Source organism: Acidobacteriota bacterium, from assembly GCA_040752915.1.
In the GTDB taxonomy this organism is placed as follows: Bacteria; Acidobacteriota; UBA4820; order UBA4820; family DSQY01; genus JBFLVU01.
In genome coordinates this window covers 22,036-41,092 of the sequence record JBFMHB010000011.1, presented here as the reverse complement: position 1 = coordinate 41,092, position 19,057 = coordinate 22,036, and the positions used below count along the sequence as shown (strand labels likewise).

The 19,057-nt window shown below is 67.4% G+C and carries 26 protein-coding genes and 1 pseudogene; all 27 read left to right on the top strand.

All coding sequences use genetic code 11. The features are described 5' to 3' along the window. The first annotated feature begins 95 nt into the window (after positions 1-95). The 27 genes and pseudogenes from AB1824_03745 to AB1824_03615 all read left to right on the top strand — a co-directional run bounded on the left by AB1824_03745 (position 96) and on the right by AB1824_03615 (position 19,045). Positions 96-866, top strand: coding sequence for a hypothetical protein (locus AB1824_03745; GenBank protein ID MEW5764068.1), 771 nt, complete (start codon positions 96-98; stop codon positions 864-866). Positions 867-1,200: 334 nt separating this feature from the next. Then, positions 1,201-1,641, top strand: a complete 441-nt coding sequence (locus AB1824_03740) for a hydrogenase (GenBank protein MEW5764067.1) — start codon at positions 1,201-1,203, stop codon at positions 1,639-1,641. A gap of 50 nt (positions 1,642-1,691) precedes the next feature. Further along, complete coding sequence (locus AB1824_03735; GenBank protein ID MEW5764066.1) at positions 1,692-2,240, top strand: flavin reductase family protein; 549 nt, start codon at positions 1,692-1,694, stop codon at positions 2,238-2,240. Between the two features lie 175 nt (positions 2,241-2,415). Then, on the top strand, positions 2,416-2,940 hold the full coding sequence (locus AB1824_03730; GenBank protein MEW5764065.1) for a DUF1697 domain-containing protein: 525 nt from the start codon (positions 2,416-2,418) through the stop codon (positions 2,938-2,940). Between the two features lie 420 nt (positions 2,941-3,360). Beyond that, positions 3,361-4,086 (top strand): hypothetical protein, encoded by a 726-nt coding sequence (locus AB1824_03725; protein ID MEW5764064.1) that lies wholly within the window; start codon positions 3,361-3,363, stop codon positions 4,084-4,086. Positions 4,087-4,250: 164 nt separating this feature from the next. After that, positions 4,251-4,988 (top strand): hypothetical protein, encoded by a 738-nt coding sequence (locus AB1824_03720; GenBank protein MEW5764063.1) that lies wholly within the window; start codon positions 4,251-4,253, stop codon positions 4,986-4,988. A 436-nt stretch (positions 4,989-5,424) separates the two neighbouring features. After that, entirely contained in the window at positions 5,425-5,790 is a 366-nt protein-coding gene (locus tag AB1824_03715) for a hypothetical protein (GenBank protein MEW5764062.1), read from the top strand. Positions 5,791-5,857: 67 nt separating this feature from the next. Continuing rightward, complete coding sequence (locus tag AB1824_03710) at positions 5,858-6,289, top strand: PaaI family thioesterase (GenBank protein ID MEW5764061.1); 432 nt, start codon at positions 5,858-5,860, stop codon at positions 6,287-6,289. Between the two features lie 102 nt (positions 6,290-6,391). Beyond that, positions 6,392-6,928 carry a DUF6144 family protein gene (locus AB1824_03705; protein MEW5764060.1) on the top strand — a complete coding sequence of 179 codons (537 nt, stop codon included), beginning with the start codon at positions 6,392-6,394 and terminating at the stop codon, positions 6,926-6,928. Positions 6,929-7,099: 171 nt separating this feature from the next. Then, positions 7,100-7,495, top strand: a complete 396-nt coding sequence (locus tag AB1824_03700; GenBank protein MEW5764059.1) for a GFA family protein — start codon at positions 7,100-7,102, stop codon at positions 7,493-7,495. Positions 7,496-7,576: 81 nt separating this feature from the next. Further along, positions 7,577-8,329: a hypothetical protein gene (locus AB1824_03695; GenBank protein ID MEW5764058.1), complete on the top strand. Its 753-nt coding sequence runs from the start codon at positions 7,577-7,579 to the stop codon at positions 8,327-8,329. Then, positions 8,227-9,000, top strand: a complete 774-nt coding sequence (locus AB1824_03690) for a hypothetical protein (GenBank protein ID MEW5764057.1) — start codon at positions 8,227-8,229, stop codon at positions 8,998-9,000. Before AB1824_03695 ends, AB1824_03690 begins: the two co-directional genes overlap by 103 nt. Positions 9,001-9,100: 100 nt before the next feature. Further along, positions 9,101-10,171: a ribosome small subunit-dependent GTPase A gene (gene rsgA / locus AB1824_03685; GenBank protein MEW5764056.1), complete on the top strand. Its 1,071-nt coding sequence runs from the start codon at positions 9,101-9,103 to the stop codon at positions 10,169-10,171. A gap of 87 nt (positions 10,172-10,258) precedes the next feature. Then, positions 10,259-10,546, top strand: coding sequence for a superoxide dismutase (locus AB1824_03680; protein ID MEW5764055.1), 288 nt, complete (start codon positions 10,259-10,261; stop codon positions 10,544-10,546). A 28-nt stretch (positions 10,547-10,574) separates the two neighbouring features. Beyond that, the gene (locus AB1824_03675; GenBank protein MEW5764054.1) at positions 10,575-10,952 is read left to right on the top strand and encodes an SdpI family protein; all 378 of its coding nucleotides are present in this window, start codon (positions 10,575-10,577) and stop codon (positions 10,950-10,952) included. 163 nt (positions 10,953-11,115) lie between these two features. Then, positions 11,116-11,562: an SRPBCC family protein gene (locus AB1824_03670; GenBank protein ID MEW5764053.1), complete on the top strand. Its 447-nt coding sequence runs from the start codon at positions 11,116-11,118 to the stop codon at positions 11,560-11,562. A 93-nt stretch (positions 11,563-11,655) separates the two neighbouring features. Beyond that, entirely contained in the window at positions 11,656-12,519 is an 864-nt protein-coding gene (locus tag AB1824_03665; GenBank protein MEW5764052.1) for a hypothetical protein, read from the top strand. A gap of 71 nt (positions 12,520-12,590) precedes the next feature. Next, positions 12,591-12,962, top strand: coding sequence for a VOC family protein (locus tag AB1824_03660; protein MEW5764051.1), 372 nt, complete (start codon positions 12,591-12,593; stop codon positions 12,960-12,962). A gap of 30 nt (positions 12,963-12,992) precedes the next feature. Then, positions 12,993-13,376, top strand: a complete 384-nt coding sequence (locus AB1824_03655) for a sulfite exporter TauE/SafE family protein (protein MEW5764050.1) — start codon at positions 12,993-12,995, stop codon at positions 13,374-13,376. A gap of 144 nt (positions 13,377-13,520) precedes the next feature. Next, the gene (locus AB1824_03650; protein ID MEW5764049.1) at positions 13,521-13,961 is read left to right on the top strand and encodes an N-acetyltransferase; all 441 of its coding nucleotides are present in this window, start codon (positions 13,521-13,523) and stop codon (positions 13,959-13,961) included. A gap of 70 nt (positions 13,962-14,031) precedes the next feature. Further along, positions 14,032-14,880, top strand: a complete 849-nt coding sequence (locus AB1824_03645) for an MBL fold metallo-hydrolase (protein MEW5764048.1) — start codon at positions 14,032-14,034, stop codon at positions 14,878-14,880. 44 nt (positions 14,881-14,924) lie between these two features. Continuing rightward, complete coding sequence (locus AB1824_03640) at positions 14,925-15,506, top strand: hypothetical protein (protein ID MEW5764047.1); 582 nt, start codon at positions 14,925-14,927, stop codon at positions 15,504-15,506. A gap of 62 nt (positions 15,507-15,568) precedes the next feature. Next, positions 15,569-16,186: a DUF3592 domain-containing protein gene (locus tag AB1824_03635; GenBank protein ID MEW5764046.1), complete on the top strand. Its 618-nt coding sequence runs from the start codon at positions 15,569-15,571 to the stop codon at positions 16,184-16,186. 395 nt (positions 16,187-16,581) lie between these two features. After that, positions 16,582-16,824: pseudogene (locus tag AB1824_03630) on the top strand (GlsB/YeaQ/YmgE family stress response membrane protein). 126 nt (positions 16,825-16,950) lie between these two features. Then, positions 16,951-17,571, top strand: coding sequence for a carbonic anhydrase (locus tag AB1824_03625; protein MEW5764045.1), 621 nt, complete (start codon positions 16,951-16,953; stop codon positions 17,569-17,571). Positions 17,572-17,602: 31 nt separating this feature from the next. After that, positions 17,603-17,995 (top strand): nuclear transport factor 2 family protein, encoded by a 393-nt coding sequence (locus AB1824_03620; protein ID MEW5764044.1) that lies wholly within the window; start codon positions 17,603-17,605, stop codon positions 17,993-17,995. Between the two features lie 48 nt (positions 17,996-18,043). Beyond that, entirely contained in the window at positions 18,044-19,045 is a 1,002-nt protein-coding gene (locus AB1824_03615; GenBank protein ID MEW5764043.1) for a dienelactone hydrolase, read from the top strand. Positions 19,046-19,057 lie beyond the last annotated feature (12 nt).

The window sequence follows — 19,057 nt, the reverse complement described above, 5'->3', positions numbered from 1 at the left end:
CGCGGGTCGTCGGCTCGGCAAGAGCCCCTTCGGAGTTGCTCGACGAGTGCCAGAGCGGAAGATCAAGGCCAAGCGTGGCTTTCCAGGAGGCGGCCATGAAAGGTCTTCGTCTGTTCCAGGCGGCGGTTGTGTTCACGGGCGCGTGGCTGGCGATGTCGACGGGGGTGCCGGTCCGGGCTCAGGGGAATCCATGCGCCGAGGAGGGCGCCGACTGCCGTCCGCTGACGGCGGCCGAGGCGAGTTCGATCAAGGCGCGTCTTATGGCCCTCCAGGCTGCCATGCCGGTACCGGATCCGGCGCGCTTCGCGGCTTCGAAGGATGTCGGGACGGCCTTCACGATGCCCTTCGTCGCCGAGATGGAGGCCGGAGCACCGTTGCTCTCCCGGTCGTGGCCCGGAGGGGCTTTCACGGAGCGCGGCGAGGTCCACCTTCTTTACGAAGGCAAGACCAAGCCCGGAGCGAGATCCGGCAAGGCCAAGAATCCCTGGGAGGAGGCGCAGGAGATGCAGGCGGCCTTGGCCGACCGCGTCGAGGTGATCGCCTGCCTGTTGCCGCACCCCTATCTCGTCGGCGAAGAGGGCGGCCGGTGCGTCGACGTCACCGAAACGGACGCGACCGACGTCGAAAAGACCGCGACTTTCCTCTCCTACCTCCACAGCGACGGGACGGCGCTCAGGGTGGTCTTCGGGGCGCGGACCTGCCGGGAGGAGCAGACCCTGCGGGTGGAGAGTCCCGCCGCGGGCCTGGCGCCCGTGGCGTGCATCGCGCTGGACCTCACCGCCCCCAGCCGGGCCGAGGTGTTGGCCCTGAAGAGCAGAATCGACCGCCGGGCCTTCGAGGCGCTCCTCGGCCCCGTGGGAAGGTGACGGGAGACCGGGGACTGCCCGGCCGATCCGGCCTGGGTGAGGCGGGCGCCCTTTCCCGCCGGCCGGGTTGGCGTATGCCCGCTTGCCCGGGCCGTCTCCGGCCAATGGAACCGGAACAGCACCAAGGAAGCGGGCGGGGGCATCACGGTGCAGGGGAAGGTGGGCGGCTGTTCTCCGCCATGGATGGCAGGGCCTTCGGGCCCTTTTTGGCGCGTGGGTGGAAGAGGGCCTGAAAAGGGCCCTCTGCGGTGACGGTTCAAAACGGCCGTCGGCCGATGGTGTCCGCCATGGCGCCGGCCAAGCGGTCTGGACGGTGTCGAAAGGAGAAGGGCCCATGAACGAATCCCCTCGGCAGGTCGGTCGGCGCCTGATGCGCTTGGGCATCCTCCTCTTTCTCTTGGGGCTCCTGACGGGGCTCGCGGTGCCCGGGTTGGGCAATCCGCGCATGGGCCTTTCGAGCCACCTCGAGGGGCTCATGAACGGCATGCTCCTGGTCATCCTGGGCCTGTTGTGGCACCGGCTCAGGCTTTCCCCGGGCCTGTCGCGCCTCACCTTCTGGTCGGCGCTGTACGGAACCTACGCGAACTGGGCGACCACGCTGGCCGCCGCGGCGCTCAACGCGGGCGCGACCCTGATGCCCATGTCGGCGCTCGGCCGCAGGGGAACGCCCCTGCAGGAGAACCTCCTCGTGTTCGGCCTCGTATCGCTTTCCGTTTCCATCCTGGTCTGTTCCGGCGTGGTTCTGTGGGGCCTGCGCGGCGAGGAGGCAGGGTGATGAGGAAGCCGGCCAGGTCGGGGCGGGGGGAGTTCGGAGAAGGGAATCCCATGCGGCCGATGAGTCTGAGCCGGGTCTTCACGCTCCTGGAGCCGGGCCCCGTAGTCCTGGTGGCCACGCGGCACGGGAACCGAAACAACGTCATGACCATCTCCTGGACCATGGTCGTGGATTTCACGCCGCGGCTGGCCATCACGACGGGAGAGTGGAACTACTCGTTCAAGGCCCTCCGGAAGACCAGGGAGTGCGTCCTCGGCATCCCGGGCGTGGATCTGCTGGACGTGGTCGTGGGCGTGGGCACCTGTTCGGGCGCCGATACGGACAAGTTCGCCGCGTTCCGGCTGACGCCCGTTCCGGCGACGGTCGTGCAGGCCCCGCTCATCGGGGAGTGTCTGGCCAACATCGAGTGCCGGGTCGTGGACTTCGTGAAGCGCCACAACATCGTCGTGCTGGAAGCGGTGGCCGCGCACCAGACCGTGGGGCGCAAGGAGACCCGAACCCTGCACGCGGTCGGAGACGGGACCTTCATCGCAGACGGCCGGAGGCTGGACCGCCGCGCGCGCATGGCCGGCAAGATTCCGGCGGGCCTGGAGGCGTAGCAGGGCCGCCCGCAATCGGATTCTCAGGACGCAAGACGCGATTCGGGCGTGAAGGATGAAGCTCTGGATGGTCGAATTGTCGTGCACGAAGGGTGTCCGCTGGAGCACCGGCTGGCATCCGCGATCCGCTGTGGGAGCGGTGGCCCACGGTGTTCGCCACAAGAGATCGTAATCAATGGCCTGGGTCGTTTTTCTGAAGGGCGTCAATGTCGGTGGCCACAGGACATTCCGCCCCAGTGCGCTTGCGGAGGAACTGCGGCCATATGACGTGGTGAACATCGGTGCGGCCGGCACCTTCGTGGTCAGGAGTCGCGTCCCAAGGAAAAGACTGGAGGAGGAGATCCTGGGGCGGCTTCCATTCGATGCCGAGGTCATGATTCGCGATGCCCGCAAGTTTCTGCAATGGTCCTCCGAGGACCCGTTCGCAGGTCAACCAACGGGTCCAGATGTAGTGCGCTTCGCAAGTGTCGCGGCCAGGCGCCCGGAGGCCATCCCCACGATTCCCATGAATCTGCCTTCTCGTGGCAGGTGGTGCGTGAAAGTGCTGGCGCTGCGCGGCGACCTCCTCTTTGGGCTGTACCGCCGTGAGATGAAAGCGATCCGATTCCTTTCGCAACTTGAGAAAGTCGTCGGCGTGTCGCTGACCACGCGAAGCTGGAACACCGTGCTGGCAATGACCAGAGTGCTGGCCGACGCATAGGGGGCCGACGCCACGAGCCATTGCGGGAGAAAGGCCCGATTCGCTCGGCCGAGGACGGGATCCGGATCGAACCGCTTCGAGAGCCTTCTCCCTTCCCGGCGCCTCCCGCCCGAAGCCAAGCGCGGCAGGCGCTTGGGAGCCATGCCCCGCCTTTCGAGGCGCATAGGTTCGCTGGGGGAGCCCATGTTGCGAGCGTGCGGTCGGAGTGCGTGGGCGTGTCAGGATGGTTGCCTTGCGCCGTAGTCACAGCGATCGCTCCTCCGAGCCATCCGTCAATGGCCAGCCTCGAGACCTGTTTCACTCGGCACCAGACGCTCAATGGGGGCGGAGATTTGAGAGGGCTCCATCGTTCGGTGGTCCTTCGCAAAGGGAGTCGGGTTCCCGAACCGGCCGTCAGGTGACAAGACAGGGAGAGGTGGCATGAATAGTGACCTGGCGGTATTCAGCGCCGTGTCGAGGCACTACGGACCCACGCAAGTCCAGGCGGGCCAGTTCTTCGTCTCGTACAACAGCGTTCTAACCTTGGCCTACGAGGGCTTCAGTCGCACGCTCTTGGACGTGAAACGCCACGTTGAGTCAGCCATGCACGGAGTTCTGCGGCCGGAGAACCCCGGAAGCAAGTGGCCCAAGACAACGTTGGGTTGTCTCGTGAAGAACAAGACGCCTCGTTCATCCCAGATCAAAACGCTGCGCGCCATCTGTTGCGACTTCACGGGACAACTCCGCAGCCTGTCGGACGACGACAGGCGCGTGCCCATCGGGGAGTTGAAAGTCGTGGTCTTCGGGTGCCGGACGCTCGAAAAGCGCCTGTTTTCCCTCGGGATTCGGCTTGACGCTGCCGTTGCAGGCGACGACGGTCCGCCCCAGGAACACGTGGACGCAGTCCAGAGAGTGATGGCCCAGTTTGCTCCGGCAGAGCACCAGAGGTATTACCCGAAGCTGAAGCCGGATGGGCGTATCCTCAAGACCTACTACCGCCAGCCCCACACGGAGGCCACGCTCATCGCTGACGTCTCGCTCTCGGGGAAGGCGCGGGATCTCGTCTGTGCCTTCTGCCGCGAAGTGGATGTCCAAATGCCCGGACCGTACGCATGGTTCGATGAAAGCAGCTGGCACCTGACCGTGAGGGCGTTGGTTCCCAGGTAAAGCCCCCGCATCTGCGCGCCCTGGCGCCGGGGGCGGGGCCGCATTACGAGGAAGGACCTGCATATTGATTGGGTGTCGCATGGGAACGTCTCCGCTGTCCGTTTGAGCCCGCTGTTCCAATCCGTTGAAGTCGAAGCCGCAGGTTTTTCAAGAGGAGACCCTTCATGACCCTCGTTCGTGGTTTGCAGGCGCTCGTTCCGTTCGCGGCCTTCCTGGTCGCGGCAACCTCCTCGGTGTTTGGGCAATCGAGGGGTGGAGATCCGGAAAGTGCCCAGGAGATCTTGGCGGCCATGGCGCAGACGTATGCCTCCTGCAAGTCGTATCAAGATGAGGGACGTGTGATCAAGACCTTTTTTGAGACCGATGGGACGAGAACGGTGGAAATCAAGTTCAAGACGGCCTTCGTGCGTCCTGATCGCTTTCGCTTCCAATACACCGATCAGGACCAGTTCAAGAAAGAACGCAGCTACATAATATGGCGCAAGGCCGGCGACGTGAAGTCCTGGTGGGACGTCATGCCTGGAATCAAGACAAACGACTCCCTCGCTCTCGCTCTCGCTCGTGCCACGGGCGTGTCTTCCGGTTCCGCGCATACGATCCCTGTTCTCCTGCTTCCTGACGAGACAATGGGGAGACGACTGACCGATCTCTTGGAACCCCGGCGCGGCGCGGACGAAGCGGTGGCCGGGGAAGACTGCTATCAAATCAACGGGTACTTTGATGCCCAGGATCGGCGCATTCCTCTCAGCATTTGGATCAGCAAGAGCCGCCGCCTCGTGTTGAAGATTGAAAAGACGATGGCGTTCCCGAGCTTCTCCACGAAAACGGTGACGACCTACAATCCGACGATAAACGGCGTCGTGCCGGAAGAAAGCCTGATGTTCAATGCACCAGGAGAATAGCCGGGCCAAACAAGATGTCGCACCGGAGCGGAGGGCGGGCGGCTTTGCCTGAGGGAGGCCGAAAAGGCCGTGCCCGCGAAGGATTGCGGCGTGCGGGCCGCCGTCCCTCCCAGACGAAGCACTCCGGCATGGAGGGCGTGGCGTCGCCTGGCACATGGGGCCCTGGCGCGGGCCACGCGGCGCTCGATGGCATTCTTGGAAACGGGTCGGGAAGGGTGGGATGGCTTGATCAAGCACTGTGTGAAGGCTAGGTTGCTCTTGGGTATGGTTCTCTTTTCCATCCCGGCCGGTGTGACGTGGGGTGCGGTCCCGGCCTGCGCGGACATCGAGAAGATCGACTTCGAGAATAGGAAGATCCATGTACCTGAGTTCGGCCCCATCCAGCTCTCGGCGGGAAAGGGCTATACCCCGGGGAGAAGTCGTGGATGGACAGCCGTTGCGCAGCGATTGGGAAATCACGATCAACCAGGACCTCACGCTGCATCCAGAGCCCGGTGTTGCCTTCCGTCTTTTGAACCTGAACGCCAGCCACCTGACGGGCACTGGAACCTGGGGGCATGCGCTGATGTACGGATGCAAGGAGGGTCGCCTGCGCAGGGTGTTCGAGACGGTGGGCCACTTGTACGGGATCCGGCTCGCCAAGTTGGATGAGAAGACCTTCACCATCCAGTACAACGTTTATCTTCCGAATGATCCTACGTGCTGTGCTTCGTGGGAGGGCACGGACACGTACACTTGGTTTCCTCAAGAGCGCGAGTTCAAGAGAACCCGGAGCATAAAGGGTCCAAGGAAGAGCAATTGAACAAGGGGGGCGCCCCGCCGACCGCCTGCGGCGACGCGCCGCGTTCCGTGGTTCCTGGGAGGCTCCAGTGAAAGACGAGCAGGTCGAGGAACTCAAGCGCATTTTCGGGTCCGCGCCGTTTATCTCGGACCTCGGGATCGAGGCGGTCTCGGCGGGAGAGGGCGAGTGCGCCGCGCGCCTCGTTCTCCAGCCTCGGCACCTCCAGCAGGACGGCTTCGTCCACGCCGGGGTCCAGGCCACCCTGGCGGATCACACCGCCGGGGGCGCGGCGGCCACCCTCTCGCCGCCCGGCCACATCGTCCTGACGGCGGAATTCAAGATCCACCTCCTGCGGCCCGCGCGAGGCCGGGTGCTGGAGTGCGTCGCCAAGGTCCTCAAGCCCGGCCGGATGCTCACGGTGGTCGAATCGGAGGTATGGTGTCATTCCGATTCCGGCCGAGTCCTCGTGTCCAAGGCCATGGCGACCCTCGCGACCGTGGCGAAGGAGAGGACGCCCTGAGCGCGCCCGGCGGCGGCTCGGGGGGAAACCTTCTTCGGACCGCCCGCGTAAAGAATTGAACGGATGCGGGGGGGGGATGGCGCCATCCGGAAGGGAGGACAGGTGGACCGCAAGGAGTTCCTCAAAGGGCTGTGCGGAATGGGCGCGTGCGGGTGTGTGCTGAACGTCCTGCCCATCTCCGGAGCGGTGTTCGCGGGAGAATCGGCCGGATCGGACCAGCGGCTGGCCTTCGTCCGGTACGAGCTGGCCAAGATGATCGGCTTCATGGCCGAGGACGCGCCGGCCGCCGCCTGCGCGGGGATCCTGCAGAAGACCGGCCGGGAGTGCGCCAAGCTGGGCCAGGCGGGGGAGCGATTCAAGGGCAACCTGGAAGGGTACCGGGCCGCCATCCGAGAGAACTGGGGCACGGAAACCTCCTGGGACAAGGAGAAGGGCGTCTTGACCGTCTCCGTGGCCGAGGGTGAGTGCGGCTGCCCCCTGGTGGACAGCCGCCGCATGCCGGCCGTGTGGTGCCAGTGCTCCGTGGGGTATCAAAAGCAATCCTTCGAGGCCGTCTTCGGAAAACCGGTCGAAGTGACCCTTCTGGAATCGAAGCTTTCCGGAAGCAAGCGGTGCGTCTTCGAGGTGCGCCCCGCGTAAGGACGGGTCTTCGAAAGTACGGCCGGCGGAGGGGCCGGCTCGATGGGGTCGGGTCGTTCGGGGTTGCCGAGGGCCGGCAGGCGGCGTCCCTCCGACGCGGACCCCGCCTCTTGCCGGCGCGCTTCGGTTTCTTCCACGGACCGGCCCGGCTCGCTGGCCCGAGGAGAGCGCATGGGGGACAGGCTGGCTTCCTGCAGCTGCGGAAGGCTGACGGCCCGGGTCCGAGGGGAACCGGTCCGGATCTCGGTGTGCCACTGCCTGGCCTGCCAGCGTCGCACCGGAAGCGTCTTCGGCGTGCAGGCCCGCTTCCGCAAGGAAGACGTGGCCCCGAGCGGCGAATCGAGGGCGTTCACGAGGGAGCCCGACGACGGCGGCACCATCACCTTTCACTTCTGTCCCCGCTGCGGGGCCACCGTGTACTACGAGACGGAGGGGCTCGAGGAGTACTTCGGAATCCCCGTGGGCGCCTTCGCAGACCCGTCCTTTCCGGCTCCCCGCGTGACCGTGTATGTGGAACGCAAACACCCGTGGGTGTTGCTGCCCCCGGAGATCGAACACGAGGCGTGAGGACCGGACTCGCTCTCCCGCGGGCGGGCGGGGCGGCCCGATTCCGGGCGGGAAGCGCTTGACTTCTGCGGAGGTCCGACGATGAAAAGAGCCTCCCTCGCGTGGGCGATCCTGGGCATCGCGTCCGTCCTCTTCGCCCTGCTCGTCCTGGCGGCGGCGCGGTGCGATCGGAGGCAGCAGGCGAAATGCTCCGGGGTCCCGACATCGGCGGCTTCTCCGGGCCCTTCGCCGGGGGCCCGCGAGGTGGACGCGGACGCCCGTGGGTTCCTGTACGGCCGGATCACCACCGTCGGGGGCACGGTGTACGAGGGCCGGATGCGCTGGGGGGGCGGCCAGGAGGCGTTCTGGGGCGACACCTTCAACGGCTCCAAGCGCGAGAACCCCTGGCTGGTTCACGTTCCGTCGAAGAACCGGCCCAGGGAGCACCGCGCCATCGAGGTGTTCGGTCTGGAGATCCTCCGGCGCGAGCGTCCGATGAGTCTCCTCCGGCCTTTCATGGCGCGCTTCGGGGACATCGCGCGCATCGAGGCGCGGCGACGAATCGTACAGGTCGTCCTCAAGAGCGGGAGCGCCTTCGATCTCGACCGCATGGAGGCCAGCGACTTCGACGACGGACTCCGCGTGTGGGACCGCGACCGCGGAATCGTCCAACTGGACAGCCTGCTGATCCGCGCCGTCGAGTTCCTCCCGGCCCCCCCTCCGACGCCGTCCCCTCGCGCCTGCGCGGAACGGTGCGCGCCCGGACGGGCGAATTCGCGGGCTTCATCCAGTGGGACAGGGAGGAGTGCACCGGTTCCGACACGCTCGACGGCCGCGCCGCGGACGGCTCCCTGAGCCTGCGTTTCGACTCCATCCGCTCCATCGCGCGCCTCCCGCGCGGCGGCTCCCGGGTGACGCGGGCGGACGGCCGCGAGGTGGACCTCTCGGGCGCGGGAGACGTCGATTCCGGCAACCGCGGGGTCTACGTCGAGGACCCGCGCTACGGGCGGGTGCTGGTCTCCTGGGACGCCTTCGAGCGCGTGGATTTCAACCCCGGCGGCAGCGGTCCGGCGTACGGCGACTTTCCGCCGGGTCGTCCGCTCACGGGCGCCGTCACCACCCGAAGCGCACGGCGCCTGACGGGCCGGATCGTCTTCGACCTCGACGAAAGCGAGACCACCGAGACCCTCGACGCCCCGTCGGCGGGCGTGGACTACCTCATCCCCCTGGGCCTGGTCGCCTCCATCGCGAAGGCGGGCGGCGGGGAGGCCGGCCCTGCCCGCGCCAGGGTGACCTTCTGGAGCGGCGAGGTCCTGCCCCTCGAGCCCGCCGGCGACCTCGGCGAGAACAACGCGGGCCTGCTGGTTTTCGTCGAGGGTCGCCCGAGCCCGGCCTACGTGCCCTGGGCCGATGTGGAACGGATCGATCTGGACCGCCCACCGTCCATGTACCCACCGTTTGACGGACGTTTGGGAGGCGGCGTAGTCGCTGCACCGCCCGACGGCGCGGGAGGCTCCCTTACGTAGGGTGCGTCCCGTGGCACGTTGGTGGCGGTCGGTAGCGAACTCGTGGGAGGATGTGCATCTTGCCGAGGAGCCTCTTTGAGGAAGGCTTCCGGAGAAAGGCATGGCGATCCGGCGCACCGACCTGATCCCGTTGGGATGGAACGAGTGGCTTGAGGAAAGGGCGTCGTGCGAGCCCGGGGACACCCTCGCCCGGGTGGCGGCGGTGGACCGCGACCGGCTCTTGCTCATGGTCCCGTCCGGGACCTTCCGGGCACAACTGGCGGGCCGGTTCCTTTATCAACAAGCGGCGTCCAGGGAGCGGCCCTGCGTGGGGGACTGGGTGTGCGCGGAGAAGAGCCCGAAGGACGACGTGGGGCTGGTCCGCGCGCTCCTGGAGAGAAAGACCGTCCTGCGCCGGAGAGCGGCGGGCGGCTCCGGCGAGCCCCAGGAAATCGCGGCCAACGTCGATACCGTGGTCATCGTCCAGTCCTGCCACTACGACTTCAACCTCCACCGGCTGGAGCGCTACCTCGTGATGGTCCGGGAAGGTGGGGCCGAGCCGTGGGTCCTGCTGACGAAGACGGACTTGGTGAAGCCCGAGGTCCTGGCCTCTCAGGTGGACGAGATCCGATCCGCGGGGATCGCGGTGCCGGTGCGGACCCTGAGCCACGTCACCGGGGAAGGGGTGGAGGAGTTGAAACGGGCCCTGCTTCCCGGGAGGACCTACTGCTTCGTCGGTTCGTCGGGGGTGGGGAAGAGCACGGTCCTCAACGCCTTGGTCGGAAGGGAGAGGCTCCCCACCGCGGAGGTGAGCGCCACGGGGGAGGGGAGGCACACGACGGTGCGGCGCGAGCTGGTCCTCCTGGAGGGCGGCGCCCTGGTCATCGACAATCCGGGGATGCGCGAATTCGGAGTCGTGGAGGCCGAGGGCGGGATCGGGGACACCTTCTCCGGCATCACCGGGCTCTCCTCGCGCTGCCGTTTCCGGGACTGCCGCCACGAGAACGAGCCCGGCTGCGCCGTGCGCGAGGCCGTCCAGGAGGGCGCCCTGAGCCCTCAGGAGTACGGCCACTTCATCCAGCTCCGGGAGGAATCCGAATTTTATGCCCTGTCCCGCGCCGAAAAGCGGCAGAAGGACCGGGATTTCGGCAAATTCCTCAAGTCCGCCAAGAAGGATTTGAGGCGGGGATAGCCCGATCGCTCGGCCCGCCGTTCGGTGGCGCGGCCCGGTGAGACGGAAATCGGCCAGGATGGCCCACGAGTCAGGGAGGCGGCCCGAGTGAAGTTCCTCGCGATGGAAGTGGAATCGGAGGGGGCGCGGACCGAGGACTTCGCGCCGCACCTCAAGGAAGAGGCGCGGAGCCTCTGGGACCTCCAGCAGGCGGGCGTGGTGCGGGAGGCCTATTTCCGGGCGGATCGTCGCACGGCGGTTCTCGTGCTGGAGTGCGAGGGCCGGGACCAGGCCGAGGCCGCACTGGGCGGGCTTCCCTTGGCGCGGCGGGGGCTCATCCGCTTCGACCTCGTCCCCCTCCTGCCCTACTCTGGGTACGCCCGCCTCTTCGAGTAGGCGGTCGATCGGGCGTCAGGAGGAGGTCATGGCGGTTTCCGTGCAGGTCGTTCACCTGGGGATCGGGCTGATGACGTCGGCCCTCGCCGTGCCCCTGGTCCTCCGCAAGGTCCCCATGAACTACTGGTACGGGGTCCGCACGCGGAAGGCCTTCGTCTCCGAGGAGAACTGGTTCGCGGTCAACGCCCACGGGGGGAAGGCGCTCCTTCTCTTCGGCCTCTTTCTCACGGCCTTCGCGCTGGCCACGTGGCCCGTCGCGCCTCCGCCCGAGAGCCCCTGGGCGCCGGTCTACGTCGGAGGCCCCCTCTTGGGGCTCGTCCCCGTCTTCTGGAGGATCCGGCGTTTCGGGGCGACTCTGCCGGATCGGAGCCGGGCAGACCGCGGAGGGGGAGCGGCTGAACCGTAGAGGCTGCAACGCAAGATGTGTTCCCGTGACATGAACCCGAGACGCGCAATTTCCTCGGAGGGATGCCGTTGGGTTGGGTAGTGCCGCGCGCGTCGCGCGGCGAGGCGAGCGCCGGCCCGCTCGGGCCCCTCCGACGGGAACGGCCCGCCCCGGGAGGCCCCCCATGAAGCATTTGCGATACAGCACCCGGTTCGATGCCTCTCCCGAGGTGGTCTGGAACACCCTCTTCTCCCTCCCCACCTACCGGGTCTGGGCGGGCGAGTTTTGCGAGGGCTCCACCTTCGAAGGCTCCTGGGAGGAAGGGACGCGCATGCGTTTCCTCGGTCCCGGCGGGAGCGGTATCGTGTCGGTCATCGCCGAGAACCGGCCCCACCGGTTCCTCTCCATCCGTCACGTCGGGCTTCTCAAGGAGGGAGTGGAGGTCACGGATGGCGAAGAGGCCGCGGCCTGGGTGCCGGCCCACGAGAACTACACCCTATCCCCCGCGGGGTCCTCGACGGACCTGACGGTGGACTTGGACGTCCCGGGCGACTTCGTGGAGTTCATGGAGGACGCCTGGCCCCGCGCCCTGGCCAGGCTCAAGGCCCTCTGCGAGGCCGGCCCGGCCTGAAGTCCTTTCTGGGAAGGGCCTCCATCCAAGAGGTTCCGGGAGCGGTCGCCCGCCGAGCGTGGAGCGCTCGGGCGGGAGGGGGAGGACCGAACCTTGTCGGTGAAGGAAATCACGCGCCGGCTCATCCTGGTCCTCGTACTGATCCCCGGCGGGGGCCTGGTGTTCGCCGCGGCTGTGGGGCTTCTGCCCTCCATGAAGGGGCACAATCCGGTGGCCGGGTTTCTGGTGGGGCTTCCCTTCTCGCTGATCATGGTCGGCGTGGGCCTGAGTCTTGGCCGGGAGATTCTAAGGGCCACCGGGCTGGCGCGGTCCCTCTCCGGTGTCCAGCTCGCGGGGCGTCTCCTTACCCTGCTGCTGAAGCGGCCGAAGTGGCGGTCCCTCCTCGCCGCGGCGCCCTTCGGGGTCCTGGCGGCGCAATACCTGGAGCTCGGAGAAAGCCGGCTCCTCGTCGTTCCCGGCGTCACCGAGGCCATGCTCGTGGAGGTGCTTCAGATCCAGTGCCTCTACATCCACGGGTCGCCGTTCCTGGCCTTGTCGGCTCGGCTGGCGACCCAGCCGGGATGGAGGCGGACGGCCTCCGGCCTGGCCCTCGTCGCCCTCCTGCTGTTCATGTACTCCGCCGCGGCCCGAAACGTGGCCGGTGAGCCGTTTGGCGCGTGGACCTTCTTGTACCTCGCCTTTCCAGATCTCCTGTATTTCATGTGGAAGGACACGAGGGAGGCGGCCCGGCCCCGCCTGGCGCTGAGGTGGACCCTCCAGGTCGTGGCCATGGCCTGGGTGCTCGTGGCCACAGATGCCGGGTTCCACCAGAACGCCGCGACCTTCCGTGCGGGATTCGCTCTCTTTTCCCTCTTCGCCCTCGTGGAGTTCTTCCGCCTCCCCGAAGTGCCCGTGGACATCGCCTCGGCGATGGAAGCCGAGGCGCGAAGGGAAGAACGTTCCCCCAGCACGGTGTGAGGCGAAGGGGGAAGCCGCCGTCTCCCCCGGGCGTTTCATGTACGGTCGCGCCCTGACCCACGGAGGACTCCATGAGCGGGAATCCCGTCGTTTGGTTTGAAATCTACGTGCAGGACATGGCCCGGGCCAAGGCTTTCTACGAGGGCGTCCTCCAGAGAAAACTGGAGCGCCTGAACATGCCCGAGCCGGAAATGTGGGCTTTCGACATGGACATGGCCGCGAACGGCGCTGGCGGCGCCCTCGTCCGGATGGCCGGGTGCCCCTCGGGCGGAAACAGCGTCCTCGTCTACTTCAGCTGCGAGGACTGCGCCGTGGAAGAGGCTCGGATCGCCGCCCACGGGGGACGCGTCGAGCGCTCGAAGATGTCCATCGGCGAGTACGGGTTCATCGCCTTGGCCTATGACACCGAGGGAAACCTCTTCGGCCTCCACTCCTTGCGCTAGGAGGGGAGCGCGCCCGGGAGGGTCGCACCCATGATCGCATCTCCGGAGTTCTTCCTGCTCCTTCTGGTCGGGCTTCTGGCGGGCGTACTGTCCGGTGTCTTCGGCATCGGAGGCGGAGTCATCATCGTCCCGGCGCTGATCTACATCCTTGGCTTCCCCGCCCACAAGGCGACAGGCACGAGTCTGGCGGTGCTCCTTCCCCCCATCGGTCTGGCGGCGGTTCTGGAGTACTACCACCACGACTTCGTGGACTTGAGGGCCGCGGCGATCATCGCCTTGGCGTGCATCTTGGGGGCCTGGGTCGGATCCGTCTTCGCGGTCCGAATCTCCGGACCCGCCCTGAAGATGTCCTTTGGCGTCTTTGTTTTGCTCACGGGCGCCTACATGATCTACGAGGCGTGGAAGGCGGGTTGACGGAGATCCGACTGCGCCCGCGGCGCGGCTCGTGGGCGTCGAGATTGGCTCCCTGTTTCGAGACCGGGGCCTGAGGATTTGGCGGCGGCGCAGCCAGGCGGAAAACCCTGAACCGAGAAACCTGTCCAAACATCGGCGCGCAATGTGTTTCATCGAGACGATCGGCCTTCGGACCACCAGGCGATCACCGGGGTCACCGCGGCGGCCTTCGATTCCCTCGCCATCAGCGGGCACACGGAGCATTTCATGGTCCGCGCGCTTCGGGCTTCCGGCGCGTTGATGCCTTGGATCGTGGCGGAGGAAGGGGAACGGGTGATGGGCCACATCGCCTTTTCGCCCGGCTCCATCTCCGACAGCACGCCCCGCAGGCGAGGACTGGGGTCGGTCTCCGTTCTGTCCGACCTCAACCGCCGCGGAATCGGCAGGGCCCTCGTCCGCGAGGGACTGGACCGGTTGAGGGCCCCGGGCGCCCTCGGGTGCTTCGGGGTGGGAGAGCCGGTCTGTCACGGGCGCTTCGGGTTCCGCCCTCTGCCGGCTCTCGTCCCCGAAGGGACTCGGCGGAGGTGTCCCGGGGGTTGCCGCTGAGGGAGGGTCCTTTGCGGGGCAGGGTGGCTTTTCACCCTGCTTTTTCCGCCAGGGAGTGAGGGAGATTGCCGTGAAGGTGACGACGCTGATCGAAAACCGGCCGAGCGCGACGGACGCGCGCCTGGCCTCGGAATGGGGCCTGGCGCTCCACGTGGAGGTGAACGGGCGGAGCCTTCTCTTCGACACGGGAAGTTCCGGTGCCTTCGCCGACAACGCCAGGCGCCTTTCGGTGGATCTCTCCTCCGTGGAGGCGGCGGTCCTCTCCCACCACCACTACGACCACGGCGGGGGCTTGAGGCGCTTCTTCGAGGTCAACAAGCGGGCGAAGGTCTACATGGGCGCCCCGCCGGATGGAGAGTGCGTCGGGCGGCTGTACGGCTTTCTGAAAAAGAGGGTGGGCCTGGACGCGGCGCTCGTGCGCGAATATCCGGAACGCTTCGAGATTGTCACGGAGCGCAGCGAGGTTCTCCCAGGCGTCCACCTCCTTCCCCGTATTTCGGGGCGGCATCCCCGGCCGGTGGGGAACCGGCGGCTCTTCGTGGAGAAGGACGGAGCCCTTCGGCCGGACGACTTCGCCCACGAGATCGTCGCGGCCATGGAAGAGGAGGGGGGCCTGGTGATCTTTTCGGGCTGCTCCCACAGCGGGATCCTCAACATGATCGAGACCGTGGCCGCGGCGTTTCCTGAAATCCCCATCCGGGCCGTGGTGGGCGGCTTCCACCTCGTGACCGCGCCTCCCCTGCGGCTCCTTGCGGGAAGCCGGCGCGCGGTGGAGGATCTGGCCCGCGCCGTGCTCGACCATCCCGTCGGGATGACCTACACCGGGCACTGCACCGGCGACTGGGCCTTCGAGATCCTCGAGAAGACGATGGGCGGGCGGATCTCGGACCTGAGGACGGGAACCTGCTTCGAGGCGTGACGATTCGCCTTGGCAGGCAGGCGCAACGGAATGGGAGGCCGGGAATGAGCGGGATGGGGCGTCTTGATCGGGGAGCGGCGGCGGCGTTGGTCCTGACTCTGGTGGCGGCCTGCGCGCCGCTGCGGTCGGCCGCTCCGGAGGAGGAGGCGGCGGTCCGCGTCCCCGCCATTGAGGCGCGGCCCGGCGACGTGTCCACGCTGGACGGCATCATCGGGGCCTTCTACGAAGTCATCAGCGGGCCCGCCGGCCGCCCGCGGGAGTGGGCACGCGACCGGACGCTGTACATCCCCGGTGTCCGATTCGTGGCCATGACCGCGAACCGGGACGGAACTCCCGTTCCCGAGGTGACCTCGCACCAGGAGTACGTGGACCGCACGGATGCGGGGCTGGTGGAGCGGGGTTTCTACGAAACGGAGATCCACCGCGTGACGAGGCGCTTTGGAAACATCGCCCACGTCTTCTCGACCTACGAGATCAGGAGGGCGAAGGACGGGCCCGTCCTGGGCCGGGGAGTGAACTCCATGGAACTCTTCTGGGACGGCTCCCGCTGGTGGATCGCCGCGGCCGTGTGGGAGACCGAGCGGGAGGGCAACCCGATTCCGCCCGAACTCCTCCCTCCGGGTTGAGGGTGCCCGGATCCCCGAGGAGAGCCCATGCGGCGGAGAGGGCCACAGGCCCCGGAGCCCCCATGAGTCGGATCGTGTGTCCCTGGTGTGGCACGGGCTACGTGGCATTCCGCTCGAACTGCGGCCAATGCGGGGGACCCCTGGTCGAACCGGGCCTTTCTCCCTCCGAGGGGCCGGGCGGGGACCCGCCGATGCCGCCTCCACCCCCTCGGGCCATTTCGGGCCGGTACGCCTGGCGCCTCATGGCCTCGGACGGCTGGGCCATCGGGGCGGGGATCTTCACCCTCCTCGGAGGGATTTTCACCTTCCTGGGCGCGCTCCTGGCGCTGGCGATTCCTACGGCCTTCGTGGGAGTTCCCTTCCTCGTCCTCGGCATCCTCTTCCTGGCCCTCGGCGTCGCGGGCCTGTCCCGGCGACACCGAGTGGCGGGACGGGTGGTGGAGGTCCTTCGGGTCGGGGAGCCTGTCCTCGGCCGCGTGGCAACGGTGGAAAGGAATCCCATGGTGCGCGTGAACCGGCGGCATCCGTGGACGATCGCATACAGGTTCGAAGTCGGCGGAAGTCACTACGAGGGCCGGGTGGCGACGCTGAATCCGCCCGCCCTGCGGCCGGGATGGCCCGTCCGGGTGCTGTACCTGCCGGCGTCCCCAAGGCTCAACACCCTCTACCCCCATCCGTAACGCCCGCCAGAAAGGCGCGAGGAGCCGGCCATGAAAAGCCGAGAGATCCGATGAAGGCGAACGTCCGCTGCGCGCGCGAGTCCTGTTGGGACGAGGTGTTCTTGGTCTAACAGGGGTGTCATGGAAAGAAATCCGCAGTGCGATCCTCGAGCTGGAATACGAAGTGCGGGGCGTTCTCCGCACATGAATCGTCTGAAAGGTCCAGCCTCCGCCCGTGACACCCGATGCCGCCGTATTCCGTTTCGCTCTCTCCGTGAAGAGGACCTTCGAGACGAAGAGGATCGTCACCGTGCGCCAAGGCGGGCCCACGTCCCTTTGCTTTCCGCAGTATCCTGCGGGAGTCCGCCACGGCGGGTCCGAGGGTGGCGGCAGAACGGAAGATCGGGAGGTGCCAGATGGGTATTCTGTCCTGGGTCGTGATGGGGCTCCTCGTTGGTGCCGTCGCAAAGTTCTTCATGCCGGGCAAGGACCCCGGCGGGATCATCGTGACCATCCTGCTCGGGATCGCGGGCGCGTTCGTGGGCGGATTCGTGGAGTCTCTCCTGGGGCTTGGGAAGGTCACCGGTTTCAATCTGGGAAGTTTCTTGATGGCCGTGGGTGGGGCGATCCTCCTGCTGATCGTCTATCGCCTCTTTAAAGAAGTAGGTTCCCCTGGATCTGGACATCGCCCGCGCTCCTCACGTCGGGCTCCTCCAGTCTGGACGCGGCTTCGACATGATCTGGTTTGAGATCACCTCGCTCGCGGGAGAGAAGGGGACACGTTCATGATCCCCGCGGTCCGTGCGCTGGAAAGGCTCCGGGAGGGCAACCTCCGGTTCGCCGAAGGGCGGGCCGGACGGTGGCTGGAAAGGTACGGAGACCGGATCCGGGACGTGGCGGAGGCCCAAGAGCCCTTCGCCGCAGTGCTGGGTTGTTCGGACTCCCGCGTGCCCGCGGAGATCGTGTTCGACCAGGGTCTCGGGGACCTTTTCGTCGTTCGGGTGGCGGGGAACGTGGCCGCCCCGTCCCAGGTGGGGAGCGTCGAATTCGCCGTGGAGCGCTTCGACGTACGCCTCGTGGTGGTCCTTGGACATTCCGGCTGCGGGGCCGTCCGCGCCGTTCTCGACGGCGAGGTCCCCCGGGCCGGGGAGGATTCCATGCGCGCCATCCTGGACCGCATAAGGCCCTGCGTGGAGCACGTCTCGGCCTCCCTTTCGGGCGAACCGCGGGAGGTGGTCGAAGAGGCGTCCATCCTCGAAAACGTGCGAGCCGCGCAACGGGCCTTACGGACCGGTTCCCAAGGCATCGCGCGGGCCATGCGGGCACGCGGCCTCCAGGTCGTGGGGGCCTTGTACCGCCTGGATACCGGCCTCGTGGAGTGGCTGGACGGATCGGTGGAGCCGTGAGAATGAGAACGCCGTGCAGGGAGATGGACCCATGAACGCGACGGCGGGAATCGTCCTGCGCTTCGTGGAGGCCGTGGAGCGGGCCGACGTGGGCGCGCTATCGGCCTGCATGACGGAGGACCACGTCTTCGTGGATTCGGATGGAGGGCGCGTGGAGGGAAGGGAAGCGGTCACCGAGGCCTGGAAAGGCTTCCTCCACATGGTCCGGGATTATCGCTTGAACGTCGAGCGGACCTTCTCCGACGGCGACACGGTGGTTCTGCTGGGGACGGCCTCGGGGACCTGCGGCGGAGCATCCGGGCGAGGGAGACCCTGGAAGGTCCCCGCCGCGTGGAGGGCGGTGGTCCGAGGGGACCGCGTGGCCCTCTGGCAGGTCTACGTCAACCCCGAGCCCATTCGGAAGGCCCTCGGCGAAGGTGGGTAAACCCCCGCGCCGGGCATCCTGTCCGAGACGGAGGAAGGAGAGACGGCGATGAATCCCCTGCGAACGCTCCAGACGACGGTCCCGGCCCTGCTCCTGGCGGGCGGCCTCCTGCCGGTTCTCGCGCAGCCAGCCCCGTACGATCCGCTGGCCGCGCCTTCAAGAAAGGCGGACGACGTCCGCGACGTCACGATCCGGGATGGGAGCCGGAATCGGGAGATCCCGCTGAGGATCTACCTGCCCGAAACGCCCTCGCCCGCCCCGGTCGTCCTCTTCAGCCACGGTCTGGGAGGGTCTCGCGAAGGGTCGGCCTACCTCGGCCGGCACTGGGCGGACCGGGGCTACGCGGCGGTCTTCCTCCAGCATCCAGGTAGCGACGAGGCCGTGTGGAAGGGCCAGCCGCGGGCTCTGCGGATGACTCGGATGAAGCGGGCCGCGAGCGCCGAGAACTTCCTCCTGCGGGTGCAGGACGTGACCGCGGTCCTCGACGAGATGGAGCGGTGGAATCGGGCGGAGGGCCACCCCCTGAGGGGGCGCTTCGACCTCCGGAGGGTGGGCGTGGCGGGCCACTCCTTCGGGGCCGTGACGGCCCAGGCCCTCGGCGGCCAGTCCCACCCTGGCCCGCGCGGCTCCTACGCGGACCCACGGATCCAGGCCGCCGTGCTCATGAGTCCCAGCGCGCCCCGGTTGGGCGTGGCCCCAGAAAAGGCCTTCGGTTCTGTGACCATCCCCTGGCTCCTGATGACGGGAACCCGTGACGATTCGCTGATCGGGGGGGCGGACGCGGCCTCGCGGCGGAAGGTGTTCCCCGCGCTTCCCCCGGGTGGAAAGTACGAACTGGTGCTCTCCGGCGCGGAACACAGCGCCTTCGCGGACAGGGCCCTCCCGGGAGACCGGGAAAAGAGGAACCCCAACCATCACCGCGTTGTCCTGGCCTTGACGACGGCCTTCTGGGACGCCTACCTGAGCGAAGATCCGGCGGCGAGGGCCTGGCTCGACGGCGGCGGCCCCCCCTCCCTTCTGGAAAAGGACGACCTCTGGCAGAGGAAGTGATGGCGCGCCCCC

Excerpts from the sequence above, each read along its gene's own strand:
- AB1824_03625 (MEW5764045.1), top strand. The coding sequence starts at position 16,951 with ATGATCCCCGCGGTCCGTGCGCTGGAAAGGCTCCGGGAGGGCAACCTC.
- AB1824_03720 (MEW5764063.1), top strand. The coding sequence starts at position 4,251 with ATGACCCTCGTTCGTGGTTTGCAGGCGCTCGTTCCGTTCGCGGCCTTC.
- rsgA (MEW5764056.1), top strand. The coding sequence starts at position 9,101 with ATGGCGATCCGGCGCACCGACCTGATCCCGTTGGGATGGAACGAGTGG.
- AB1824_03655 (MEW5764050.1), top strand. The coding sequence starts at position 12,993 with ATGATCGCATCTCCGGAGTTCTTCCTGCTCCTTCTGGTCGGGCTTCTG.
- AB1824_03615 (MEW5764043.1), top strand. The coding sequence starts at position 18,044 with ATGAATCCCCTGCGAACGCTCCAGACGACGGTCCCGGCCCTGCTCCTG.
- AB1824_03745 (MEW5764068.1), top strand. The coding sequence starts at position 96 with ATGAAAGGTCTTCGTCTGTTCCAGGCGGCGGTTGTGTTCACGGGCGCG.
- AB1824_03640 (MEW5764047.1), top strand. The coding sequence starts at position 14,925 with ATGAGCGGGATGGGGCGTCTTGATCGGGGAGCGGCGGCGGCGTTGGTC.
- AB1824_03675 (MEW5764054.1), top strand. The coding sequence starts at position 10,575 with ATGGCGGTTTCCGTGCAGGTCGTTCACCTGGGGATCGGGCTGATGACG.
- AB1824_03670 (MEW5764053.1), top strand. The coding sequence starts at position 11,116 with ATGAAGCATTTGCGATACAGCACCCGGTTCGATGCCTCTCCCGAGGTG.
- AB1824_03735 (MEW5764066.1), top strand. The coding sequence starts at position 1,692 with ATGCGGCCGATGAGTCTGAGCCGGGTCTTCACGCTCCTGGAGCCGGGC.
- AB1824_03725 (MEW5764064.1), top strand. The coding sequence starts at position 3,361 with ATGAATAGTGACCTGGCGGTATTCAGCGCCGTGTCGAGGCACTACGGA.
- AB1824_03695 (MEW5764058.1), top strand. The coding sequence starts at position 7,577 with ATGAAAAGAGCCTCCCTCGCGTGGGCGATCCTGGGCATCGCGTCCGTC.
- AB1824_03660 (MEW5764051.1), top strand. The coding sequence starts at position 12,591 with ATGAGCGGGAATCCCGTCGTTTGGTTTGAAATCTACGTGCAGGACATG.
- AB1824_03635 (MEW5764046.1), top strand. The coding sequence starts at position 15,569 with ATGAGTCGGATCGTGTGTCCCTGGTGTGGCACGGGCTACGTGGCATTC.
- AB1824_03620 (MEW5764044.1), top strand. The coding sequence starts at position 17,603 with ATGAACGCGACGGCGGGAATCGTCCTGCGCTTCGTGGAGGCCGTGGAG.
- AB1824_03700 (MEW5764059.1), top strand. The coding sequence starts at position 7,100 with ATGGGGGACAGGCTGGCTTCCTGCAGCTGCGGAAGGCTGACGGCCCGG.
- AB1824_03740 (MEW5764067.1), top strand. The coding sequence starts at position 1,201 with ATGAACGAATCCCCTCGGCAGGTCGGTCGGCGCCTGATGCGCTTGGGC.
- AB1824_03730 (MEW5764065.1), top strand. The coding sequence starts at position 2,416 with ATGGCCTGGGTCGTTTTTCTGAAGGGCGTCAATGTCGGTGGCCACAGG.